The 18,060-nt window shown below is 69.6% G+C and carries 16 protein-coding genes; 6 read left to right on the top strand and 10 right to left on the bottom strand.

Going from position 1 to position 18,060, the window contains the following annotated elements; genetic code table 11:
* Positions 1 to 7 precede the first annotated feature (7 nt).
* The 4 genes from D7X96_RS39830 to D7X96_RS02950 all read right to left on the bottom strand — a co-directional run bounded on the left by D7X96_RS39830 (position 8) and on the right by D7X96_RS02950 (position 4,564).
* A complete protein-coding gene (locus tag D7X96_RS39830; protein ID WP_158626538.1) occupies positions 8 to 1,519 on the bottom strand; it encodes a hypothetical protein in 1,512 nt (503 codons plus the stop codon).
* A 147-nt stretch (positions 1,520 to 1,666) separates the two neighbouring features.
* On the bottom strand, positions 1,667 to 2,464 hold the full coding sequence (locus D7X96_RS02960; protein WP_121768929.1) for a HEAT repeat domain-containing protein: 798 nt from the start codon (positions 2,462 to 2,464) through the stop codon (positions 1,667 to 1,669).
* Positions 2,461 to 3,300: a HEAT repeat domain-containing protein gene (locus tag D7X96_RS02955; protein WP_121768928.1), complete on the bottom strand. Its 840-nt coding sequence runs from the start codon at positions 3,298 to 3,300 to the stop codon at positions 2,461 to 2,463. The genes D7X96_RS02960 and D7X96_RS02955 overlap by 4 nt, the downstream gene beginning before the upstream one ends.
* A gap of 4 nt (positions 3,301 to 3,304) precedes the next feature.
* Positions 3,305 to 4,564 carry a GAF domain-containing sensor histidine kinase gene (locus D7X96_RS02950; RefSeq protein WP_120550662.1) on the bottom strand — a complete coding sequence of 420 codons (1,260 nt, stop codon included), beginning with the start codon at positions 4,562 to 4,564 and terminating at the stop codon, positions 3,305 to 3,307.
* 169 nt (positions 4,565 to 4,733) lie between these two features.
* Here D7X96_RS02950 and D7X96_RS02945 point away from each other — a divergent pair, with 169 nt between their 5' ends.
* Positions 4,734 to 6,251, top strand: a complete 1,518-nt coding sequence (locus D7X96_RS02945) for a chitinase (protein WP_121768927.1) — start codon at positions 4,734 to 4,736, stop codon at positions 6,249 to 6,251.
* 17 nt (positions 6,252 to 6,268) lie between these two features.
* On the opposite strand, the gene tal is transcribed toward D7X96_RS02945, so the two are convergent.
* Positions 6,269 to 7,390, bottom strand: coding sequence for a transaldolase (gene tal, locus D7X96_RS02940; RefSeq protein ID WP_120550664.1), 1,122 nt, complete (start codon positions 7,388 to 7,390; stop codon positions 6,269 to 6,271).
* A gap of 195 nt (positions 7,391 to 7,585) precedes the next feature.
* Here tal and D7X96_RS02935 point away from each other — a divergent pair, with 195 nt between their 5' ends.
* Positions 7,586 to 9,493, top strand: coding sequence for a transketolase (locus D7X96_RS02935; RefSeq protein ID WP_121768926.1), 1,908 nt, complete (start codon positions 7,586 to 7,588; stop codon positions 9,491 to 9,493).
* Here D7X96_RS02935 and D7X96_RS02930 read toward each other — a convergent pair.
* Entirely contained in the window at positions 9,490 to 10,023 is a 534-nt protein-coding gene (locus D7X96_RS02930; protein WP_121768925.1) for an ankyrin repeat domain-containing protein, read from the bottom strand. The two genes, D7X96_RS02935 and D7X96_RS02930, sit on opposite strands and share 4 nt — an antisense overlap.
* Before the next feature lie 301 nt (positions 10,024 to 10,324).
* Between D7X96_RS02930 and D7X96_RS02925 the strand changes: the two genes are divergently transcribed.
* On the top strand, positions 10,325 to 11,566 hold the full coding sequence (locus tag D7X96_RS02925) for a cytochrome-c peroxidase (protein ID WP_244219428.1): 1,242 nt from the start codon (positions 10,325 to 10,327) through the stop codon (positions 11,564 to 11,566).
* An 8-nt stretch (positions 11,567 to 11,574) separates the two neighbouring features.
* On the opposite strand, the gene D7X96_RS02920 is transcribed toward D7X96_RS02925, so the two are convergent.
* Positions 11,575 to 13,044, bottom strand: a complete 1,470-nt coding sequence (locus D7X96_RS02920) for a catalase (protein WP_121768923.1) — start codon at positions 13,042 to 13,044, stop codon at positions 11,575 to 11,577.
* Positions 13,045 to 13,154: 110 nt separating this feature from the next.
* Between D7X96_RS02920 and D7X96_RS02915 the strand changes: the two genes are divergently transcribed.
* Positions 13,155 to 14,099: a LysR substrate-binding domain-containing protein gene (locus tag D7X96_RS02915; RefSeq protein ID WP_121724305.1), complete on the top strand. Its 945-nt coding sequence runs from the start codon at positions 13,155 to 13,157 to the stop codon at positions 14,097 to 14,099.
* Here D7X96_RS02915 and rraA read toward each other — a convergent pair.
* A complete protein-coding gene (gene rraA, locus D7X96_RS02910) occupies positions 14,074 to 14,571 on the bottom strand; it encodes a ribonuclease E activity regulator RraA (protein ID WP_121768922.1) in 498 nt (165 codons plus the stop codon). The two genes, D7X96_RS02915 and rraA, sit on opposite strands and share 26 nt — an antisense overlap.
* A gap of 105 nt (positions 14,572 to 14,676) precedes the next feature.
* On the opposite strand from rraA, the gene D7X96_RS02905 reads away from it, so the two are divergent.
* On the top strand, positions 14,677 to 15,606 hold the full coding sequence (locus D7X96_RS02905; RefSeq protein ID WP_147468209.1) for a hypothetical protein: 930 nt from the start codon (positions 14,677 to 14,679) through the stop codon (positions 15,604 to 15,606).
* A gap of 15 nt (positions 15,607 to 15,621) precedes the next feature.
* Here the strand turns inward: D7X96_RS02905 and D7X96_RS02900 are convergent, their stop codons facing one another.
* Together D7X96_RS02900 and D7X96_RS02895 are read right to left on the bottom strand one after the other, a co-directional pair.
* The gene (locus D7X96_RS02900; protein ID WP_233610024.1) at positions 15,622 to 15,771 is read right to left on the bottom strand and encodes a hypothetical protein; all 150 of its coding nucleotides are present in this window, start codon (positions 15,769 to 15,771) and stop codon (positions 15,622 to 15,624) included.
* Positions 15,772 to 15,969: 198 nt separating this feature from the next.
* Entirely contained in the window at positions 15,970 to 16,392 is a 423-nt protein-coding gene (locus tag D7X96_RS02895) for a hypothetical protein (protein ID WP_120550675.1), read from the bottom strand.
* A 516-nt stretch (positions 16,393 to 16,908) separates the two neighbouring features.
* On the opposite strand from D7X96_RS02895, the gene D7X96_RS02890 reads away from it, so the two are divergent.
* A partial coding sequence (locus D7X96_RS02890) for a hypothetical protein (protein WP_121768919.1) occupies positions 16,909 to 18,060 on the top strand: 1,152 nt, incomplete at its 3' end.

The following is an 18,060-nucleotide window of genomic DNA, read 5'->3' as shown; positions in this document are numbered from 1 at the left end:
GGGGCGTTCAGGAGATGGTGAAGCGGTAGAGCTGGAAGCCGCCCGAGGAGGCCATCTCGAAGTCGCGCACGTTGCGGGGGGCGCCGTTCTCGCTGCGCTGCGCGAGCTTGAAGTCGCCGGTGCCGTTGCTGGCCTGGAAGCGGAACTCGTACGTGCCGGGTTCGGTGGGCAGCGAGGCCGCGGACATCTTGGTCACGGCCAGGTTGGCGAAGCCCGGGAGGGTTTCGCCGTCCGGGCGGCGCACGGAGCCGATGGCGCGCAGGAAGGGTGAGCCGCCGGTCAGGATGAGGAACTGCGGGTCGGCGGTGCGAGCGGGCTTCGCCGGAGCCTCGGAGGGCTCTGCCGCGCCCTTGGCGCCGCGCTTCGACTTGGAGGCGGGCTCCTCGCTGGAGGCGGCAGGAGCAGCGGCCTCCTCGGGGGCCGCGTCCTTGGAGCCGCGCTTCGACTTGGAGGCGGGCTCCTCGCTGGAGGCGGCTTCTTCAGGAGCTTCGGCGGCCTTCTTCTTCGATGCGCGGCGTGAGGGAGCTTCGGCCGTCTCCGTCGCGGGAGCTGCTTCTTCCACGGTGCTCGCGGGAGCGGTCGTGGCGGATTCCGTGGAGGTCTCCTGCGACGTGGAGGCGGGAGCCTCTTCGGCCGCGGCCTTCTTCGCGGAGGCGCCCTTGGGCGTCTTCTTCGCGCGCTTCGACGGGGCCTCGCCGTCGTCCGTCTTCACTTCGGCGGTCTCGGTGGCAGCAGCGGTCGGCTCGGTGGCCGAGGACGACGGCTCCGTGGAAGCCTTGGGGCTCTCGTCGGCCACGGCCCCTTCGGCGGGCGTCGATGTATCGGCCTTGGACGGCTCTTCAGTCGATGCAGGCTGTTCAGCGGCTTTCGATGCGGAAGCCTTCGAGCCCTTCACGGCCGAGACAGGTTCTTGGGAGGCGCCTCCTCCGGCAGTCTTCGCCGCGGAAGCCTTCGGGCTCTTGTCGGCCGAAGAGGGCTTCTGATCAGCGCGCCCGGTGGCCTTCGAGGCAGAAGCCTTGGCGCCCGTCTCGGCGGGGGCCTTCTTCGTGGCGGCTGCCTTTGAAGCCTGCGCGGTGGGCTTCGTGACAGGCGCCTTTGGCGACTGATCCGCGGGCTTCTTCGTGGCGGGCGTCTTCGACGACTGTGCGCCCGGCTTCGCGACGGGGGCCTTCGCGGCGGACTTCGCCGCAGGCGCCTTCGAGGCCTGGGCGGTCTTCGCGGCAGGGCCCTTCGACGCCTGGGCACCTGGCTTCGCCCCGGAAGCCTTCGGCGCCGGAGCGGCCTTCGGGCTGGATGCCTTTGCGACAGGCTTTGCCTTCCCGGCCGGAGCCTTCGCCGCCGCGGTCTTCACCGCCTTGGCGGTCTGCTTCAGCTTCGCGACCCCTGCCTTCTTCGCCGGGGCGGAGGCCTTGCCCCCGGCGGCACGGCCCCCGGGCTTCGTGGCGGCCTTGCCAGCGGCACTGCGGGACTTGGACGTAGCGGACGGGGCGGAAGGTCGGGTCGGGCGGCGCTGGGCCATAAAGTCATCCTCGGAGGACCCGAGCGGTCGGCGCCGTCGGCCCTCGTCCCCCGATGGCTAGTGCACCCACCGCCGTGCTGCAAGGCAGACGTGCGGTGCGCGCACGCTTCCTGTCGTCCGGCGACCGCTGGAGCGGACAGGGGGCTTTCAGCGCACCAGCCCTTCCAGGTGGGCGATGGCGTCGGCGAGGACGTTGCGGAAGTAGCTGTCTGCCTTACCGGGACTCTCCCAGAGTTGACGGAGCAGCGGCAGGAGGGAGACGTCCTCCAGCGCCTGTGCGGCTTCGACCGCCAGGACGATGACATAGCTGCTCTCCAGTTCGCGGCGCAGCGGCTCCAGGACGCGCGGGTCCTTGCGCAGCGCCAGTCCGACCAGGGCTTCTCCGCGAAGCTCGATGTCGGGCTCCGTGAGCCGGTCGAACAGCGCGTCCCGGAGCTCGGGCGTGTCCACCTCTTCCGCCTGGGTGCCCAGGCTGAAGGTCGCCCAGTTCCGGACGTCCTCGTCGCTGTCGCGCGAGAGTTGAATCAAGGTCTGGATGGCGACCGGATCCCGGTGGGGCATCATCCCCATGACCACGCCCATCCGGACGTCCGAGTCCGGGTGGTCCTTCAGGGGCTGGAGGACGGGAACGGCCCGGGCATCCCGGAGGTGCCCCAGGCCCACGGCCATGGATTCCAGCACGGGGACCTCCTGCTCCGTCACCAGCGCGGACAGGATTTCATCCGCGCACCGGGTGACGAGCTCGGGACTTCGCAGTTGGGCCAGGATGTCCGCGCCGCGTCCGCGCTCCCGTGAAGAGGCGGAGTGCAGCAGTTTCACTGCGGCCTCGAAGACCTCGTCGCCGCCCCGGTCGTGCAGCTCGCGGATCGCTTCCCAGGCCGTCTCGTCGTCCTCGTCCCCCTGCAACGCGAGGGCAATCAATTCCGGAACGGAGCGGTCCTTCATGTCGCGCGCCCTCCCAGGCTCTCGATGGCGAAGCCGATGGCGTCCTCGAAGGCCTCGTCCATCGGGCAGGCTGCCTCCCGGACGGCGAGGAGCAGCGGCAGGAACGAGGCGTCCTCCAGGTATCTCACGGCCTCGATGGCTTCGATGGCGACGGGACGTCGCTCCAGCTCACGCCGGAGCGGCTCCCTCGCTCGCGGGTCCTTCCTCCTGGCCAGCCCCAACAGCGCTTTGGCCCGGATGCCGGCATCCTCCTCCGAGAGCCGGTCAAAGAAGGCATCCCGCAGCTCCGGGGTGTCCAGCGCGTCCTCGCCCACGAGGGACAGTCCAGAAAGCACCTCCTTGCGAACAGACGTGTCCCCGTCCCGGGAGAGCTCGAGCAGGGTCCGCAGGGCCACGGAAACGTGGCGGGCGTGCGGTCTCAGGCCCCAGACAACGCCCTGCCGGACCCGTGCATCCGGGTGGTCCTTCAAGGTCAGCAGCGCGCGCACCGACCGGATGTCCTCGAAGTGCCCCAGCGTGCGGCCCATCTGCTGGAGGACGGAGACATCCTGCTCCGTGCTCAGCGCGGACAGCAGGATCTCCGTGCCTCGCGCCCTGCGCTCCTCGAAATTCACACTGTTGGGCCACCCTGTGTAGAAGAGCAGCCCCACGCCGCGTTCGCGCTCCCGTGCGGACGCAGACCGCAGCAACTGCACGCCAGCGTCGAACACCTCCTGCCGGTCGCGTTCGTGCAGCGCAGCGAGCGCGGCCAGGGTCCAAGCGCCCTTCAGCTCCAGGAGCGTGATGGCCGCCAGCTCCAGCGCCGAGAGGGAGGCGTAATGCGAGGGAATGGGCATGACCTCAGGCTGATAGCCGCCGCCCCGCGCTCGCGTCCAGCGGCAGGGTGATGGTGAAGCAGGTCCCCTTCTCGGCGCAGCTCGTCACGGTGGCCTTGCCTCCGTGCGATTCGGCCAGGCCCCTCACCAAAGCCAGCCCCAGTCCCCACCCCTTCGACGCGCTCTCCGTCGCGGACCGCGTGCGGTGGAACGGCTCGAAGATGGACTGCAGCTCTTCCGCTGCGATGGGCGTGCCCTGGTTGCGCACCTGGAGCATCACCTGGGTTTCGCCCCGGTCGAGGCGGACCTCAATCGGAGTGCCCGGCGCGCCGTACTTCGCCGCGTTGGACGCCAGGTTCTCCACGATGCGGCGCAGCCCGAGCACATCCGCCCGCAGCTTGAAGTCGCCCTCCGCCGTCAGCACGAAGCGCTCCGGGTAGACCGCCGACAGTTCGTCCAGCGTCTGGGCCGTGACGGCGTGGAGGTCACAATCGCTCATCTCCAGCGCCATCGGCTTGCCGGCCTGGATGCGGCTGGCGTCCAGCAGGTTCTGGATCATCTGCTCCGCGCGGTCCAGGCTCGCCGTCACGCGGGACACGGAGGCCTGCACGCCCGGCACGTCCGCGTGGCGCCTGCCCAGCAGCTGCACGCTCAGCTTCGACGCCGTCAGCGGCGTGCGCAGGTCATGGGTGAGCGCCGCGACGAACGTGTCCCGCATGTTCTGCTCGGCCTTCAGCTTGCGGATCTGATTGCGCAGGTTGACCTCCGTCATGATGGAGGCCGTCAGCTCCTTCATCACCGTGAGGTCCTGCTGGGACCACTCGCGCACCGAGGGCTGGATGCAGCAGAAGGTGCCCAGCACGTGCCCGTCCGGGTTGATGAGCGGCAGCACGATGAGCGCGACGATGCCCCACGGCCCCGTGGAGGGATGGAGCTTCAGGAACGGATCCGCGGGCGCGTTCGAGGAGATGATGGACTCACCCTCGAGCGTGTAGCGGCACAGCGACGCGTCGATGGGCAGCGTCCGGGTCTCCCGGAAGGGCGAGGGCAGGCCGAAGTCCGCCTTGAAGAACTGCCGGTTCGCGTCCACCAGCGACATGATGGTCAGTGGAACGTTGAGCAGCTGCGCCGCCAGGCGGGCGAGCCGGTCAAAGGCCTCCTCCTGGGGCGTGTCCATCAGCCCGGTGTCCCGAATCGCTTGCAGGCGGCTCGGGTCGGAGAGGCGGCGGTTGCACCGCTGGGTTCGCGAGAGAGAGGCCGGATCCAGCTCACCAAGGAACTTCATGGGTAGGGATTCTAGAGACCAGGGATCCTGGCGGAATCCCTCGTTCCCAGGGGCTCGGTCCTCCGTTCGCTGAGCAACCTTTCCAACGAGGCACCGGCGGGTTTGACCCGAATGGCCCGGTCCCTCCCTCCCTGTCTTCCGGACCCATTTCCGGGAGGCTTTCCCCCACATGCATCCCCCTCGTTCCTCGTCCCGCGCGGCCCTCGCCGTGCTCCTGCTGCTTCTGCCCACCCTGGCCCTGGCCGCGGACCGGGGCGCCTGGGCCCCAGGCGTCGCGTACGCCGTGGGCGACATCGCGTCGTATGGCGGCAAGGGCTACGACTGCCGTCAGGCCCACACGTCCCTGGTGGGCTGGGAGCCGCCCAACGTGCTCGCGCTCTGGCTGGAGCGCACCGGCAATCCCCCCGCGGACACGCAGGCCCCCACCGCTCCCGGCTCCCTGCGCTCCACCGGCGTGACGGCCTCCAGCGTGTCCCTGGCGTTCAACGCGTCCAGCGACAACGTGGGCGTCACCGGCTACGAAATCTTCGTCAACGGCGGCACCAGCGCGGCGGCCACCAGCACCACGACGGGCGCCACCGTCACGGGGCTCGCCGCCAACACCGTCTACACGTTCACCGCGAAGGCGCGCGACGCGGCCGGCAACCGCTCCGTCGCGAGCAACACCGTCTCGGTGACGACGGGCAACACGGCGCCCGTGGGCAGCAAGGTGCTGGTCGGCTACTGGCACAACTTCGACAACGGCTCCACCAACATCCGGCTGCGTGACGTGTCGTCCCGGTTCAACGTCATCCAGGTGGCCTTCGCGGAGCCGGTGGCGGGCGCGCCGTCAGGCACCATGGGCTTCACGCCCTACAACGCCACCGTGGCCGAGTTCAAAGCAGACATCGCCACGCTCAAGGCGCAGGGCCGCAAGGTGCTCATCTCCCTGGGCGGCGCCAACGGCACCATCCACCTGGACACCGCGGCGGCGCGGCAGGCCTTCGTCACCAGCATGCAGGGGCTCATCAACACGTATGGCTTTGACGGCCTGGACCTGGACCTGGAGGGCGCGTCGCTGTCGCTCAACAGCGGGGACACCGACTTCCGCAACCCCACCACGCCGCGCATCCAGAACCTCATCGCCGGCACTCGCCAGCTGCTCAACGACAACGGCGCGGGCTTCCTGCTCACCATGGCGCCGGAGACCGCCTACGTGCAGGGCGGCTACGCGGCGTACGGCGGCCCCTGGGGCGCGTACCTCCCCGTCATCCACGCGCTGCGCGACCGGCTGACGTACCTGCACGTGCAGCACTACAACACCGGCACCGTGATGGCGCTGGACGGCCGCGCCTACGCGCAGTCCACGCCGGACTTCCACGTGGCCATGGCGGAGATGCTGCTCCAGGGCTTCCCCGTGGGCGGCAACGCGAGCGCCGTCTTCCCCGCGCTGCGTCCGGAGCAGGTCGTCATCGGCCTGCCGTCCTCGCCGCAGGCCGCGGGCGGCGGCTACACGACGCCCGCCAACGTGCGGAAGGCGCTGGACTACCTGATGAAGGGCCAGTCCTTCGGAGGCGCCTACGTGCTGCGGCAGGCGGGTGGCTACCCGGGCTTCAAGGGGCTGATGACCTGGTCCATCAACTGGGACGCGTTCACCAGCTACGAGTTCTCCAGCAGCCACCGCGCCTACCTGGACACCTACCGGTAGGCGCGGCCCCTTCGGCGCTACGTCTTCTTCAGCTTCTCTCCCACCGCGGAGAGAAGCTGGTCGAAGGACTCGGAGAACAGGCGGATGCCGTCGGTGGCCAGTTCGTCCGTCACGGTCTTCATGGAGATGCCGGCCGCCTCCAGCTGGCGCATCGTCGCCTCCGCCGCGGGCAGGTCCTCCTCCAGGCTGGGGCGCACCTTGCCGTGGTCGCGGAACGCGTCGATGGTGGCGGGCGGCATGGTGTTGACGGTGTCGCGGCCGATGAGCTCCTCCACGTAGAGCACGTCGCGCAGCTTCGGGCTCTTGGTGCTGGTGCTCGCCCAGAGCACGCGCTGCACCCTGGCTCCCTTCGCCGCGAGCGCCTTCCAGCGCGCGCTGCCGAAGACCTCCTTGAAGGCGCGGTAGGCGAGCTTCGCGTTGGCGATGGCCACCTTGCCGCTCAGCCCCTCCATCGCCTTCTGCTGCTCCGGCGTGGCGCCCGCCTTCAGCTTCTTCTCCAGCTCCTTGTCCACGATGGCGTCGATGCGGCTGATGAAGAACGACGCCACGCTCGCCACGCGGCTCACGTCCCCGCCGGACGCGGCGAACTTCTCCAGGCCGGCGACGTAGGCAAGGGCGACCTCCCGGTAGCGCTCCTGGCTGAAGAGCAGCGTCACGTTGACGTTGATGCCCTCCGAGGTGAGCTGCTCGATGGCGGGGACGCCCGGCACCGTGCCCGGGACCTTGATCATCACGTTGGGCCGCGAAAGCGTCTTCCACAGCCGCCGCGCCTCCTCCTGCGTGCCCTGCGTGTCCAGCGCCAGCAGCGGGGACACCTCCAGCGACGCGTAGCCGTCCTGGCCCTTCGTCGCGTCGTACACGGACTTGAGGATGTCCGCGGCGCCCTGCACGTCGCGCACGGCCAGCTGCTCGTAGAGGTCGTTGCCCGTGACGCCCTTGCCCTTCGCCGCGTCGAAGAGGTCCTGGTAGTCGTCGCTGCCCGACACGGCCTTCTGGAAGATGGTCGGGTTGGAGGTGAGCCCCTTGAGGCCGTCCTCCTCGATGAACTTCTTCAGCGTGCCCTTCGTGATGTAGCTGCGCTGGAGGTTGTCCACCCAGACGGATTGGCCGAACTCGGCGAGCTGTCGCAGCGGATTCATGGATTCTCCCGGCGGGGGCGCGAAGCTCCCGGATGGCGTTTCTCTAATCTGCGCATGCCCTGTCGCCCAGGTCCGGCCGGGCGGGCAGGCACTCGCGGATTCTGCCTGCGAACAGGGCCGGCGGGGGGCAGCGCTTCTCGCAAGCCAGGGCAGTCAACACAGTACCCGGGCACCCCCCAACCCCGGAGCGACACGATGGCGGACACCTTGGCGGACCTCGCGGCGCAGCTGCGCATCGACAGCATCCGCTGCACCACGGCGGCGGGCTCGGGCCACCCCAGCTCGTCCATGTCCGCGGCGGACATCATGGCCGTGCTCTTCCAGAAGTACCTGCGCTTCGACTTCCAGCAACCCAAAGCGCCCAACAACGACCGCTTCGTGCTCTCCAAGGGCCACGCCTGTCCGGTCCTCTACTCCGCCTTCAAGGCGGCGGGCGCCATCGACGACCGGGAATTGCTCACCCTGCGCAAGTTCGGCAGCCGGCTGGAGGGCCACCCGAACCCGCACGTGCTGCCGCTCGTGGACGTGGCCACCGGCTCGCTGGGGCAGGGCCTGGCGGTGGGCGTGGGCATGGCCCTGGGCGCGAGGATGGACGGCCTGCCCTTCCGCACATACGTCCTCATGGGCGACAGCGAGACGGCGGAGGGCTCCGTGTGGGAGGCGTTCGACAAGGCCTCCCACTACGGGCTCGACAACCTGTGCGCCATCATCGACGTGAACCGCCTGGGGCAGAGCCGCGAGACGGAGCTGGGCTGGAACCTGGAGGCCTACGCGGCCCGCGTCCGCGCCTTCGGGTGGAACGCCCTCACGCTGGATGGCCATGACCTGGACGCCATCGACCGGGCCTTCGCCGAAGCGCAGGCGAAGAAGGGCCAGCCCACCTGCCTCATCTGCAAGACGGAGAAGGGGCGTGGCTCCTCGCTCATCGCCAACCACGACGGCTGGCACGGCAAGCCGCTGCCGGAGGACAAGGCCAAGGACGCCATCCGCGAGCTGGGCGGGGAGCGACAGGTCCGCATCCAGGTGAAGAAGCCGGAGGCGCTGAAGGCCACCGTGCAGGACAAGGCTTCCGACCTGGTGCTGCCCGTGTACGAGGTCGGCCAGAAGGAGGCCACGCGCAAGGCGTACGGGGACGCGCTCCTGGCGCTGGGCAACGCGCGGCCGGACGTGGTGGCGCTGGACGCGGAGGTGTCCAACTCCACGTACGCGAACGAGTTCCAGAAGGCGCACCCGAAGCGCTACTTCGAGATGTTCATCGCGGAGCAGAACATGGTGTCCAGCGCGGTGGGGCTGGCGGTGCTGGGCAAGAAGGCCTTCGTCAGCACCTTCGCGGCCTTCCTGTCGCGCGCGTACGACCAGGTGCGCATGGCGGCCATCTCCAACGCCACGGTGCACCTGTGCGGCAGCCACGCGGGCGTATCCATTGGCGAGGACGGCCCGTCACAGATGGCGCTGGAGGACCTGGCGATGATGCGCGCGGTGGGCGGCAGCACGGTGCTCTACCCGAGCGACGCGAACCAGACCGCGAAGCTGCTGGCGCAGGTGGTGGAGCGCCAGGGCATCACCTACCTGCGCAGCACGCGGGAGAAGACGCCGGTGCTGTACCCCGCGACGGAGGAGTTCCCCATCGGCGGCAGCAAGGTGCTGCGCCAGTCCGATGAAGACGTGGCGACGGTGGTGGCCGCCGGCATCACGTTGCACGAAGCGCTCAAGGCCTACGAAGCGCTGAAGAAGGACGGCATCGCGGTGCGCGTCATCGACCTGTACTCCGTGAAGCCGGTGGACGCGAAGACGCTGCGCAAGGCCGCGCGCGAGACGCTGGGGCGGCTCATCGTGGTGGAGGACCACTGGGCGGAAGGGGGCCTGGCGGACGCGGTGCTGGAGGCCTTCACCGGCGAGCGCGAGCGGCTGCCCACCGTGGTGCGGCTCGCGGTGACGAAGATGCCCGGCTCCGGGAAGCCCGCGGAGCTGCTGGACGCCGCGGGCATCGACGCCGGGCACATCGTGGAGGCCGTCACCTCGCTGAGGGAGGCGACGACGGCCCGGGGCGGGGACGGCCGGGGCAGGCCGTCCGACAACGCCTGGGGCCACACGAACGCTTAAGGCTTGGGCGACAGCCGTTCGGCGGCGCGCGCCGCGCCCATGGAGCGTGCGTAGTCCAGCGCGGTGCGCTTGTCCGCGTCCCGCTGCCGGTGGTCCGCGCCGCGCTGGATGAGCAGCTCCATCATCTCCAGCTTGTCGAACATGGCCGCGAACATCAGCGGCGTGCGGCCATCCGGGCCCGTGCCGTCCACGTTCGCGCCCGCGTCCAGCAGCACCGTGGCGATGGCCTCGTTGCCCTTGAAGGCCGCGCCGGCCAGCGGTGTCTGCCCGGCGTCGTTGGGCTGCTCCGGGTCCGCCCCGCGCTCCAGCAAGAGGCGCGTGGCCTCCACGTGGCCGTGGTAGCTGGCCAGCATCAGGAGCGAGTCGCCCCGCTCGTTGCGAACGCCCACGGGGAGCCCGGCGTCGAGCATCTCGCGCAGCTTCGCGGCGTCCCCCGCGCGGACCACCGTGAAGGCGCTCCTCACGAAGTCCAGCACGGCGGCGTCATCAGCGGAGGGAGGTGCGTTCTTCGGATCGTTCGGGGAGCTCATGGTCTGTGTTCCTTCCTAATCAGGCATCCCCGGCGTGTCGATATGCCGGGGCCGCGTTGCGTTCACTGTTCAGTCCGAAGGCGTTTTTCAATTCCAAAGAGCAGTCCCATCCTCGGAATCCGACAGCCGTTCGCGCTCCCGGTCCATGGCCCGGGCCCGGCGGCGGCGTCACGCTGGCCAGCCTGCTCAATCCGAGGTGCCGCGAATGCACGGGTCACGGTCTTGGTCGAGGTTGTTCCTGTTGCTGACACTGGGCGGCACGCTGGCATGTGAAGTCGCTCCACCACCAGGGGCGTTGTCAGTGAAGCCTCCCGCGAGCCCGAGGACGGGTGACGCGGCGCCGCCGGAGACGGCCGAAGCCCTCCAGGCCTCGGCCATCTTCGAGGCCACGCTGGGCGAGACGGGCGGCGGGCTCAAGCCGGTGGAGCGGCTTGGCAAACTGCTCTTCTTCGACCGCCGGCTCTCCGAGCCCATGGGCCAGGCCTGTGCCGTCTGTCATGGCCCCGAGGTGGGCTGGACGGGCCCTGAAATACTCATCAATCTCACCGGCTCCGTCTACGAGGGCGCCGTGCGGGGGCGCTTCGGCAATCGCAAGCCGCCTTCGTCCGCCTACGCCACGCAGGCGCCCATCCTCCACCGGGTGACCCCGGGGCAGGCGGACTTCGTGGGCGGCAACTTCTGGGACGGCCGCGCCACCGGCGAGGAGCTGGGCAACCCCGCCGCGGACCAGGCGCAGGGCCCCTTCCTCAACCCGGTGGAGCAGAACAACCCCAGCGAGGCCGCCGTGGTGGTCAAGGTCTGCGGTGGCCCGTACGGCGACCTCTTCCGGGCCGTCTGGGGCGCCAACATCTGCGGCGACGTGCCGCGCGCGTATGACGACATCGCGAGGTCCATCGCCGCGTACGAGGCCTCGCGCGAGGTGAACGCCTTCTCCTCGAAGTACGACGCGTACCTCGCGGGCCGCGCGCGGCTGTCTCCCCAGGAGCAGTGGGGCCTGAAGCTCTTCCAGGGTAAGGCCCGCTGCGAAAACTGCCACCCGAGCCAGCGCGGCCCGGGGGGCGAGCCGCCGCTCTTCACCGACTACACGTTCGAGAACCTGGGTGTGCCGCGCAACCTGCTCAACCCCTGGTACTGGCAGCTCCAGTTCAACCCGGAGGGGCCCTTCTGGATCGACACGGGCCTGGGCGGCTTCCTCCAGACGCGCCAGGACTACGCGCCCTCCGCGCGCGCCAACCTGGGGAAGGTCAAGGTGCCCACCCTGCGCAACGTGGACAAGCGCCCGTTCCCCGGCTTCATCAAGGCCTATGCGCACAACGGCTACTTCAAGAGCCTCGAGTCCATCGTCCACTTCTACAACACGCGTGACGTGCTGCCGGTCTGCACCGGGAGCGCGTCCGGGGCGCCCGGGGTGGACTGCTGGCCCCTGCCGGAGGTGGGGCTGAACATCAACACGCAGGCGGTGGGCAACCTGGGCCTGTCACCCCAGGAGGAGCAGGCCCTCGTCGCCTTCCTGCGCACGCTCTCGGACGGCTACCTGCGGTGACGGGGCCATCACCGCGCGTGGCGCTTCTGCTGGACGGACTGCGCGATGCGCGAGCCGTAGTCCTCGTCGGCGGCGCGGAAGTGGGCGATGGCGCGGGTGATGATGTCCTCGCGGCTCACCTGCGCGAGGCTGCCGGAGATGTTCTCCACCAGCCGCGCCTTCGCCGCTTCGTCCATCAGCCGGTAGAGGGCGCCGGCCTGGACGTAATCCGTGTCCTCGGCGTGCTTGCCGTGGACGAAGGTGCCCGTCGTGCCGCCTACCGAGTAGCCGGTGCCCGGGGACTCGTCCGTCTGCGCGGGGCCGTTGAAGCTGTTGGGCTCGTAGTTGGGGCCGCGGCCGCCGTTGCCGTCGAAGCGCATGGCGCCGTCACGGCCGTAGTTGCGCGCGCCGCCCTTCACGCCCCAGGGCTTGTTCACCGGCAGCTGCGTGCTGTTGATGCCCAGCCGGTAGCGGTGCGCGTCGCCGTAGGCGAACAGGCGCGCCTGGAGCATCCGGTCCGGGGACGGGCCGATGCCGGGCACGAAGTGCGCCGGGTCCAACGCCGCCTGCTCCACCTCCGCGAAGAAGTTCTCCGGGTTGCGGTGGAGCGTGAGCCTGCCCACCTCCATCAGCGGGGAGTCCTTGTACGGCCACACCTTGGTCAGGTCGAACGGGTTGAAGCGGTAGCTCGCGGCGTCCGCCTCCGGCATCACCTGCACCTTGAGCGTCCACGAGGGGAAGTCACCCCGGCCGATGGCCTGGTACAGGTCGCGCTGGTGGTGCTGCGGGTCCTTTCCGCCAATCGCTTCCGCCTCCTGCGTGGTGAGCGTGCGGATGCCCTGGTCCGTCTTGAAGTGGAACTTCACCCAGAAGCGCTCGCCCTTCGCGTTCACCCACTGGAAGGTGTGTGAGCCAAAGCCATCCATGTGCCGCAGCGTCGCGGGGATGCCGCGGTCGCCGAAGAGCCAGGTGAACTGGTGCGTGGCCTCCGGAGAGTGGGAGAAGAAATCCCAGACGTTGTCCGGCTCCTGGCAGTTCGTGTACGGGTCGTACTTCTGCGAGTGGATGAAGTCCGGGAACTTGATGCCGTCCCGCAGGAAGAACACCGGCGTGTTGTTGCCCACGAGGTCCCAGTTGCCGTCCTCCGTGTAGAAGCGCACCGCGAAGCCGCGCGGGTCGCGGGCGGTGTCCGGCGCGCCCTTGGAGCCCGCAACGGTGGAGAAGCGCAGGAACGCTTCCGTCTTCTTGCCCACCGCGCTGAAGACCTTCATGCGGGTGAAGCGGGTGAGGTCCTGCGTCACCTCGAAGGTGCCGTACGCGCCGGAGCCCACCGCGTGCACCACGCGCTCCGGGATGCGCTCGCGGTTGAAGCGGGCCAGTTTCTCCAGCAGGTGGTGGTCCTGCAGCAGCACCGGACCGTTGGGCCCGGCCGTCTGGGAATGCTGGTTGTCGGAGACCGGGGCGCCGGCTTCGGTGGTCAGGGTGGGACGCGGGGACATGGACGCTTTCCTTTGCGTGGGCTGCAGGAGCACTGCGACGGGCGGAAAGGTAGAGAGGTCCCGGTGATTGGGCCAAGACATCGTTTGGATGGGAGTGATAGGCAGGGACTATGGCCTCACTCAACGACATCACCTTGCGGCAGCTGGAGTACCTGGTAGCGGTCGCGGACACGCTGGGCTTCCGGCGGGCGGCCGAGCGATGCCACGTCTCACAGCCCGCCCTGAGCGCGCAGATTCAACAGCTGGAGTCGGTGCTCGGCGTGAAGGTGTTCGAGCGGGACGCGCGCCGCGTGATGCTCACGCCCGCGGGCGAGGAGCTGGTGTCACGGGCGCGGCGGGTGCTGACGGAGGCGGAGGACCTGCTCACGGCGGCGGCGCGGATGGGAGACCCGTTCGCGGGCCCGCTGCAGCTGGGGGCCATTCCCACGGTGGCGCCGTATGTGTTGCCGGAGGTGGTGCCCGCGCTGGTGAAGCGCTACCCGAAGCTCCAGCTGCGGCTGCGCGAGGAGAAGACGGCGGTGCTGGTGCGGGACATGGACGAGGGGCGGCTGGACGCGGCGCTGCTGGCGCTGGACGCGGAGCTGGGGCGCAGGGTGGAGCACGCGGTCATCGCGGAGGACCCCTTCGTCGTCGCGGCGCCGCCGGGGCACCGGTTGGAGAAGCGGAAGCAGGTGCAGCTGCGAGACCTGGACGAAGAGGACGTGCTGCTGCTGGAGGACGGGCACTGCTTCCGCAGCCAGACGCTGGCCCTGTGCACGCGCGTGGGGGCGCGGGAGGTGGACTTCCGCGCCACCAGCCTGACGACGCTCGCGCAGATGGTGATGGCCATGGGCAGCGTCACGCTGCTGCCCCAGCTGGCGGTGTCCACGGAGAACCGGCACGGGCAGCTGGTGGTGCGGCCCTTCGCGCCGCCGGGGCCGGGCCGGACGCTGGTGCTGGCGTGGCGTCCGGGCCACCCCCGGGCGGAGGCGCTGCGTGCCATCGCGGGGACGCTGCGCTCCGTGTGGCCCGGGGTGGGGAAGGCGAAGGTCAGCGCAGCGGCTTCTGCGAAGTGACGATGCCGTCCGCGTCCGCGTAGAGGTGGTGGCCGGGGACGAAGGTGACGCCGGCGAAGCGCACCTCCACGTCGCGCTGGCCCTCGTTGCGCTTGCCGCTCTTGAGCGGATGGGTGCCCAGCGCCTTCACGCCGATGGCGGTGCGGCCGACCTCCTCCGCGTCGCGGATGCAGCCGTTCACGACCACGCCCGCCCAGCCATTCTTCTCACCCAGGGCCGCGAGCACGTCACCCACCAGCGCGCAGCGGCGGCTGCCTCCGCCATCCACCACCAGCACGCGACCCTGGCCAGGCTCCTCCAATGCCTTGCGCACCAGGGAGTTGTCCTCCGGCGCGCGCACGGTGCTGATGGGGCCGGAAAAACTCCGGCGGCCGCCGTAGTCCAGGAATCCCGGCTCGGCGATATGGAAATGCGGTGTGCCCGCGTGGGCGTCGCAGAGGTCAGCGGTCTTGAGTTCGGAGGTGTCGCTCATGCGCCGCAGGATGCACGCGCTGAATGGGGATGGCTGTGATTGCCGCTGCCTTGACCGTCCATTGTTCAGAAACCTATCGTCGGAGCCTTCCTGAGGGGGAAGTCCATGCAAGGGTTGAAGTGGTTCGTGGGCGCGCTCGCGTTGCTGGCGCTCGCCTGTGGTGAGGTTTCAGGACCGTCCACCCCGGTGGTTCGCGACGGCGAAGGACTGCTGGAGCTGCCGCTGGTGTCGACGTCGGCGGGGCGCAGCTACAAGCTGGTGGGCGCGACGTTCGCCATCACCGGCCCGCAGAACGTCACCATCACGGACACGTCCGCGGACTCCGTGAGCCAGCCGCTCATGGCCGGGACGTATTCCATCCAGATGAACGGAGACTGGCACGTGGAGCGCACGGACGCGCCGGGTGTCACGGTGCCCGTCACGCTGGTATCGCCGAATCCGATGACGTTCACGCTGGGCGAGGGGGAGGCGCGTCCGGTGCGCTTCCTCTTCAAGGTGCCGGAGGATGGCACCGCGAACGTGGGCATCGGTGTGGACTCCGGCGGGTGGATCTCCGGGACCCTCAAGTTCGAGCCCCCGTCTCCGCCCAGGGACGGTCCCGTGGGCATTTTCGCCGACCTGATCGGCAAGAGCGTGCCTTTCGTCATCAGCTATGAGTCGGCGACGGTGACGCGCATCCAGGAGAACGGCCCGAAGCAGGCCAGGATCCAGACTTCTCCCGTGACCTTCCAGTTGGGAGGCGCGGTCCCAGCGAAGGTGATGCAGCAGTTCGTCGCCGCGCTCCAGGGACGCACCCTGGACTTCGTCGTGACGGCGTCGGGGTGGGGCTACTCCTATGTGGTGAACATGCCCCTGGAGAACACGGAGATTGGCGTGCGGCTCGACCTGCGTCTGCAAATGCTCACCGTCGGCGCGGACGCGGACGGCTACCCGCTCCTGGTTCCGACCCCCTTCCAACTGGGCGAAGCGCAGCTCGTCAGCAGTGGGGGCGCGGCCAGGGCATCCCTTTACGAGGGCACCTTCGCGCCGCGCTAGCCTCCCCAGGCGTGCTCAAGGCCGGATGGCGACCTTGAGCACCCCGTCCTTGCGCTGGTTGAACAGCTCATACGCGTCCCGGATGTCCTTGAGCGGGAAGCGGTGTGTGAAGAGCGGCGTCAGGTCCACGCGCTTCGCGCGCACCACCTCCATCAGGCGCCGCATGCGCTCCTTGCCGCCCGGGCAGAGCGTGGTGACGTCGGTGCAAGCCTTATCGGGCTTCGAGGCTGTCTTGGCGTGAGATGGCAGGATTCAGGGCCAATGAGAAGTCATGTGACATGTCTGTGTATGTCACGGTTCCGTGCCGGGCGGACGGTGGCATGGGCCTGCCCGGCTCCCCTGGGCCGAGGACGCCGCGGGCCGCTACTTCGCGGTGCTGTTGCGGCCGAGGGTCACCTTGAGCTGACCGGGCTGTGCCGACGGCTGGCCCACGAAGTAGTAGCCATCCACGAAGTTGAAGGTGTCGGCCCAGGGCACGGGGTTCCGGAAGCCGGTCTCGTCATGCTGGTGCGCGAAGAACGACGCGACGGAGGCGCTCTCCGAGTAGTTGGGGTCGAACAGGCCGATGTTGACGGTGTTGTCGCTGTAGTACTGGGACATCACGGTGACCGTGTCCGTCGCGGAGCCCGCGGGCCCGAGCACGCCGTTGTTGGAGAGCGACAGGAGTTGGGTGGAGTCGGGCGTGCTGATGACGACGTTCAGCGTGTTGGGCGTCGTGTTGACGATGGTGGTGTACAGCGAGTTCGGGTTGGACGTCGGCAGGGTGGGGTTGGTCGGGACAGGCATGACGGGCTCCTGGGGAGGTGAGGGTGAGGTGCTCGCGCGGGACGGAGCGGCGTGCCCCGCCGCCGCGTGCTCCCGGACGTAGAGCAACGCCCATGCCGCGCCTCGCGGCCCCGTCTTCCGAGGGAACTCGCTCGGAGGGATGCCGGGCCGACGGACTTTCGTCACATCGACGTGTGTCGACCGACGTGTCGACGCGGGCGCCCCGGCGGTATGGAGTCGCGGCCGGTCCACGGTGGACCTCGGGAGACGACGGCGATGAGCATGGCGCTGGTGCTGGGGGGAGGCGGAAGGTGACGGAGAATGCGCCGGATGACGGTGCCCTGCGTCAGGTAGGCCAGCACCCGTCGCGGGCCTCCGCACCTTGGGCACGAGCGCGGGAGGATGTCAGGAGAATGTCAGGAGCACATGTGACCGGGCCGTGACAGGTCCGCTCCCCGGGCCCCCTGGCGCTGGCGTCTGCCGGACCTTGCCCGCGTGTCCATCGTTTCCACGGGTGCGAGTCCGCGAGGAGGAACCATGAGGGAGACACCGGCACTGGACCCACGGCAGAGCGCGGAAGGGGCGGAGGCCCTCCAGCGGACCTGGCAGCTGACGCGGACGCTGATGCAGCAGCTGTCCGCCAGGGACCTGCGCACGGGGCGCTGGTTCACCCAGCTGCTGTCCACCTACCTGCGACACTACGACACGCACCGGCTGCACGCGGTCGCGGACGCGAAGGGGACGGGCGCGGACGTCACTGAGGCCTACATCCGCCGGGCCTGTGAGGCGGCCTTCCTCACCGGCGCGGGGAGCGGCTCGGTGACCACGGGCATCACCGCGGCCTCGGCGGACACGGGCGTCGTGGGGGTGATGGTGGCCATCCCCGCGTCGGGGTTCGTCATCACGGCGGAGATGGTCATGCAGGCCCTCATCCACCTGCGGCTGGCGTGCGACCTGGCCAGCGCCTTCCACGTGCGCTTCGACCCGGACGACCCCTCCGACTTCTCACGTCTCTACGCCCTCCTCCGCGGCGGCGCGGGAGAGGACACGGAGGAGGATCCGCTCGGCCTGGGGCGCGTGGAGCACCTCACGCGGGAGAAGGCGAACGACCTGGGCGAGGACCTGGGGGCGAAGCTGCTGGGCGACAGCGTGGCGCGCAACATCGTGCCCTTCCTGAACGTGGTGACGTCCTCCGTGGACAACTGGCGGCGCACCCGGCGTCTGGGCGACTCCATGCTGCGCTACGTGCGGCTGCGCCGCGCGCTGGAGGACGCGGACGCGGCCCTGCGCCGCGTGGCGCCCCGGAACATCAGCCTGCTGCTGGAGAGCGCCTGGTTCCTCTTCGTCTCCGACGGCCACCTGCGCGACGAGGAGTCCGCCGTGCTCACCCACGCGCTCTCCCGGCTCACCCCGGAGCGGCGCAAGGAGACGCTGAAGCGCTTCGTGGGTGATGCGTCCGAGTGGCTCCAGCGCCTGAGCGCGGCACCGGCCAGCGCGCGTGAAGTCCTGCAGGAGTCCTTGAACGCGCTCGCCGCCGCGGACCTCGCGGTGACCGGACCCGAGCAGGCCCTGCTCCAACAGGCCGCGCACGCCCTGAACACCTCCCTGGTCCGCGGGCACCTGGACACGCTGGTGCGGCGCTACCGCGAGGAGGGCGTGGCGCATCCCCACCCGCCCCCGGTCCCGGCC

This window comes from Corallococcus interemptor (assembly GCF_003668875.1).
Taxonomy (GTDB): domain Bacteria; phylum Myxococcota; class Myxococcia; order Myxococcales; family Myxococcaceae; genus Corallococcus; species Corallococcus interemptor.
The sequence above is the reverse complement of the archived record's forward strand: the minus strand, read 5'-3'. Positions and strand labels throughout refer to the sequence as shown.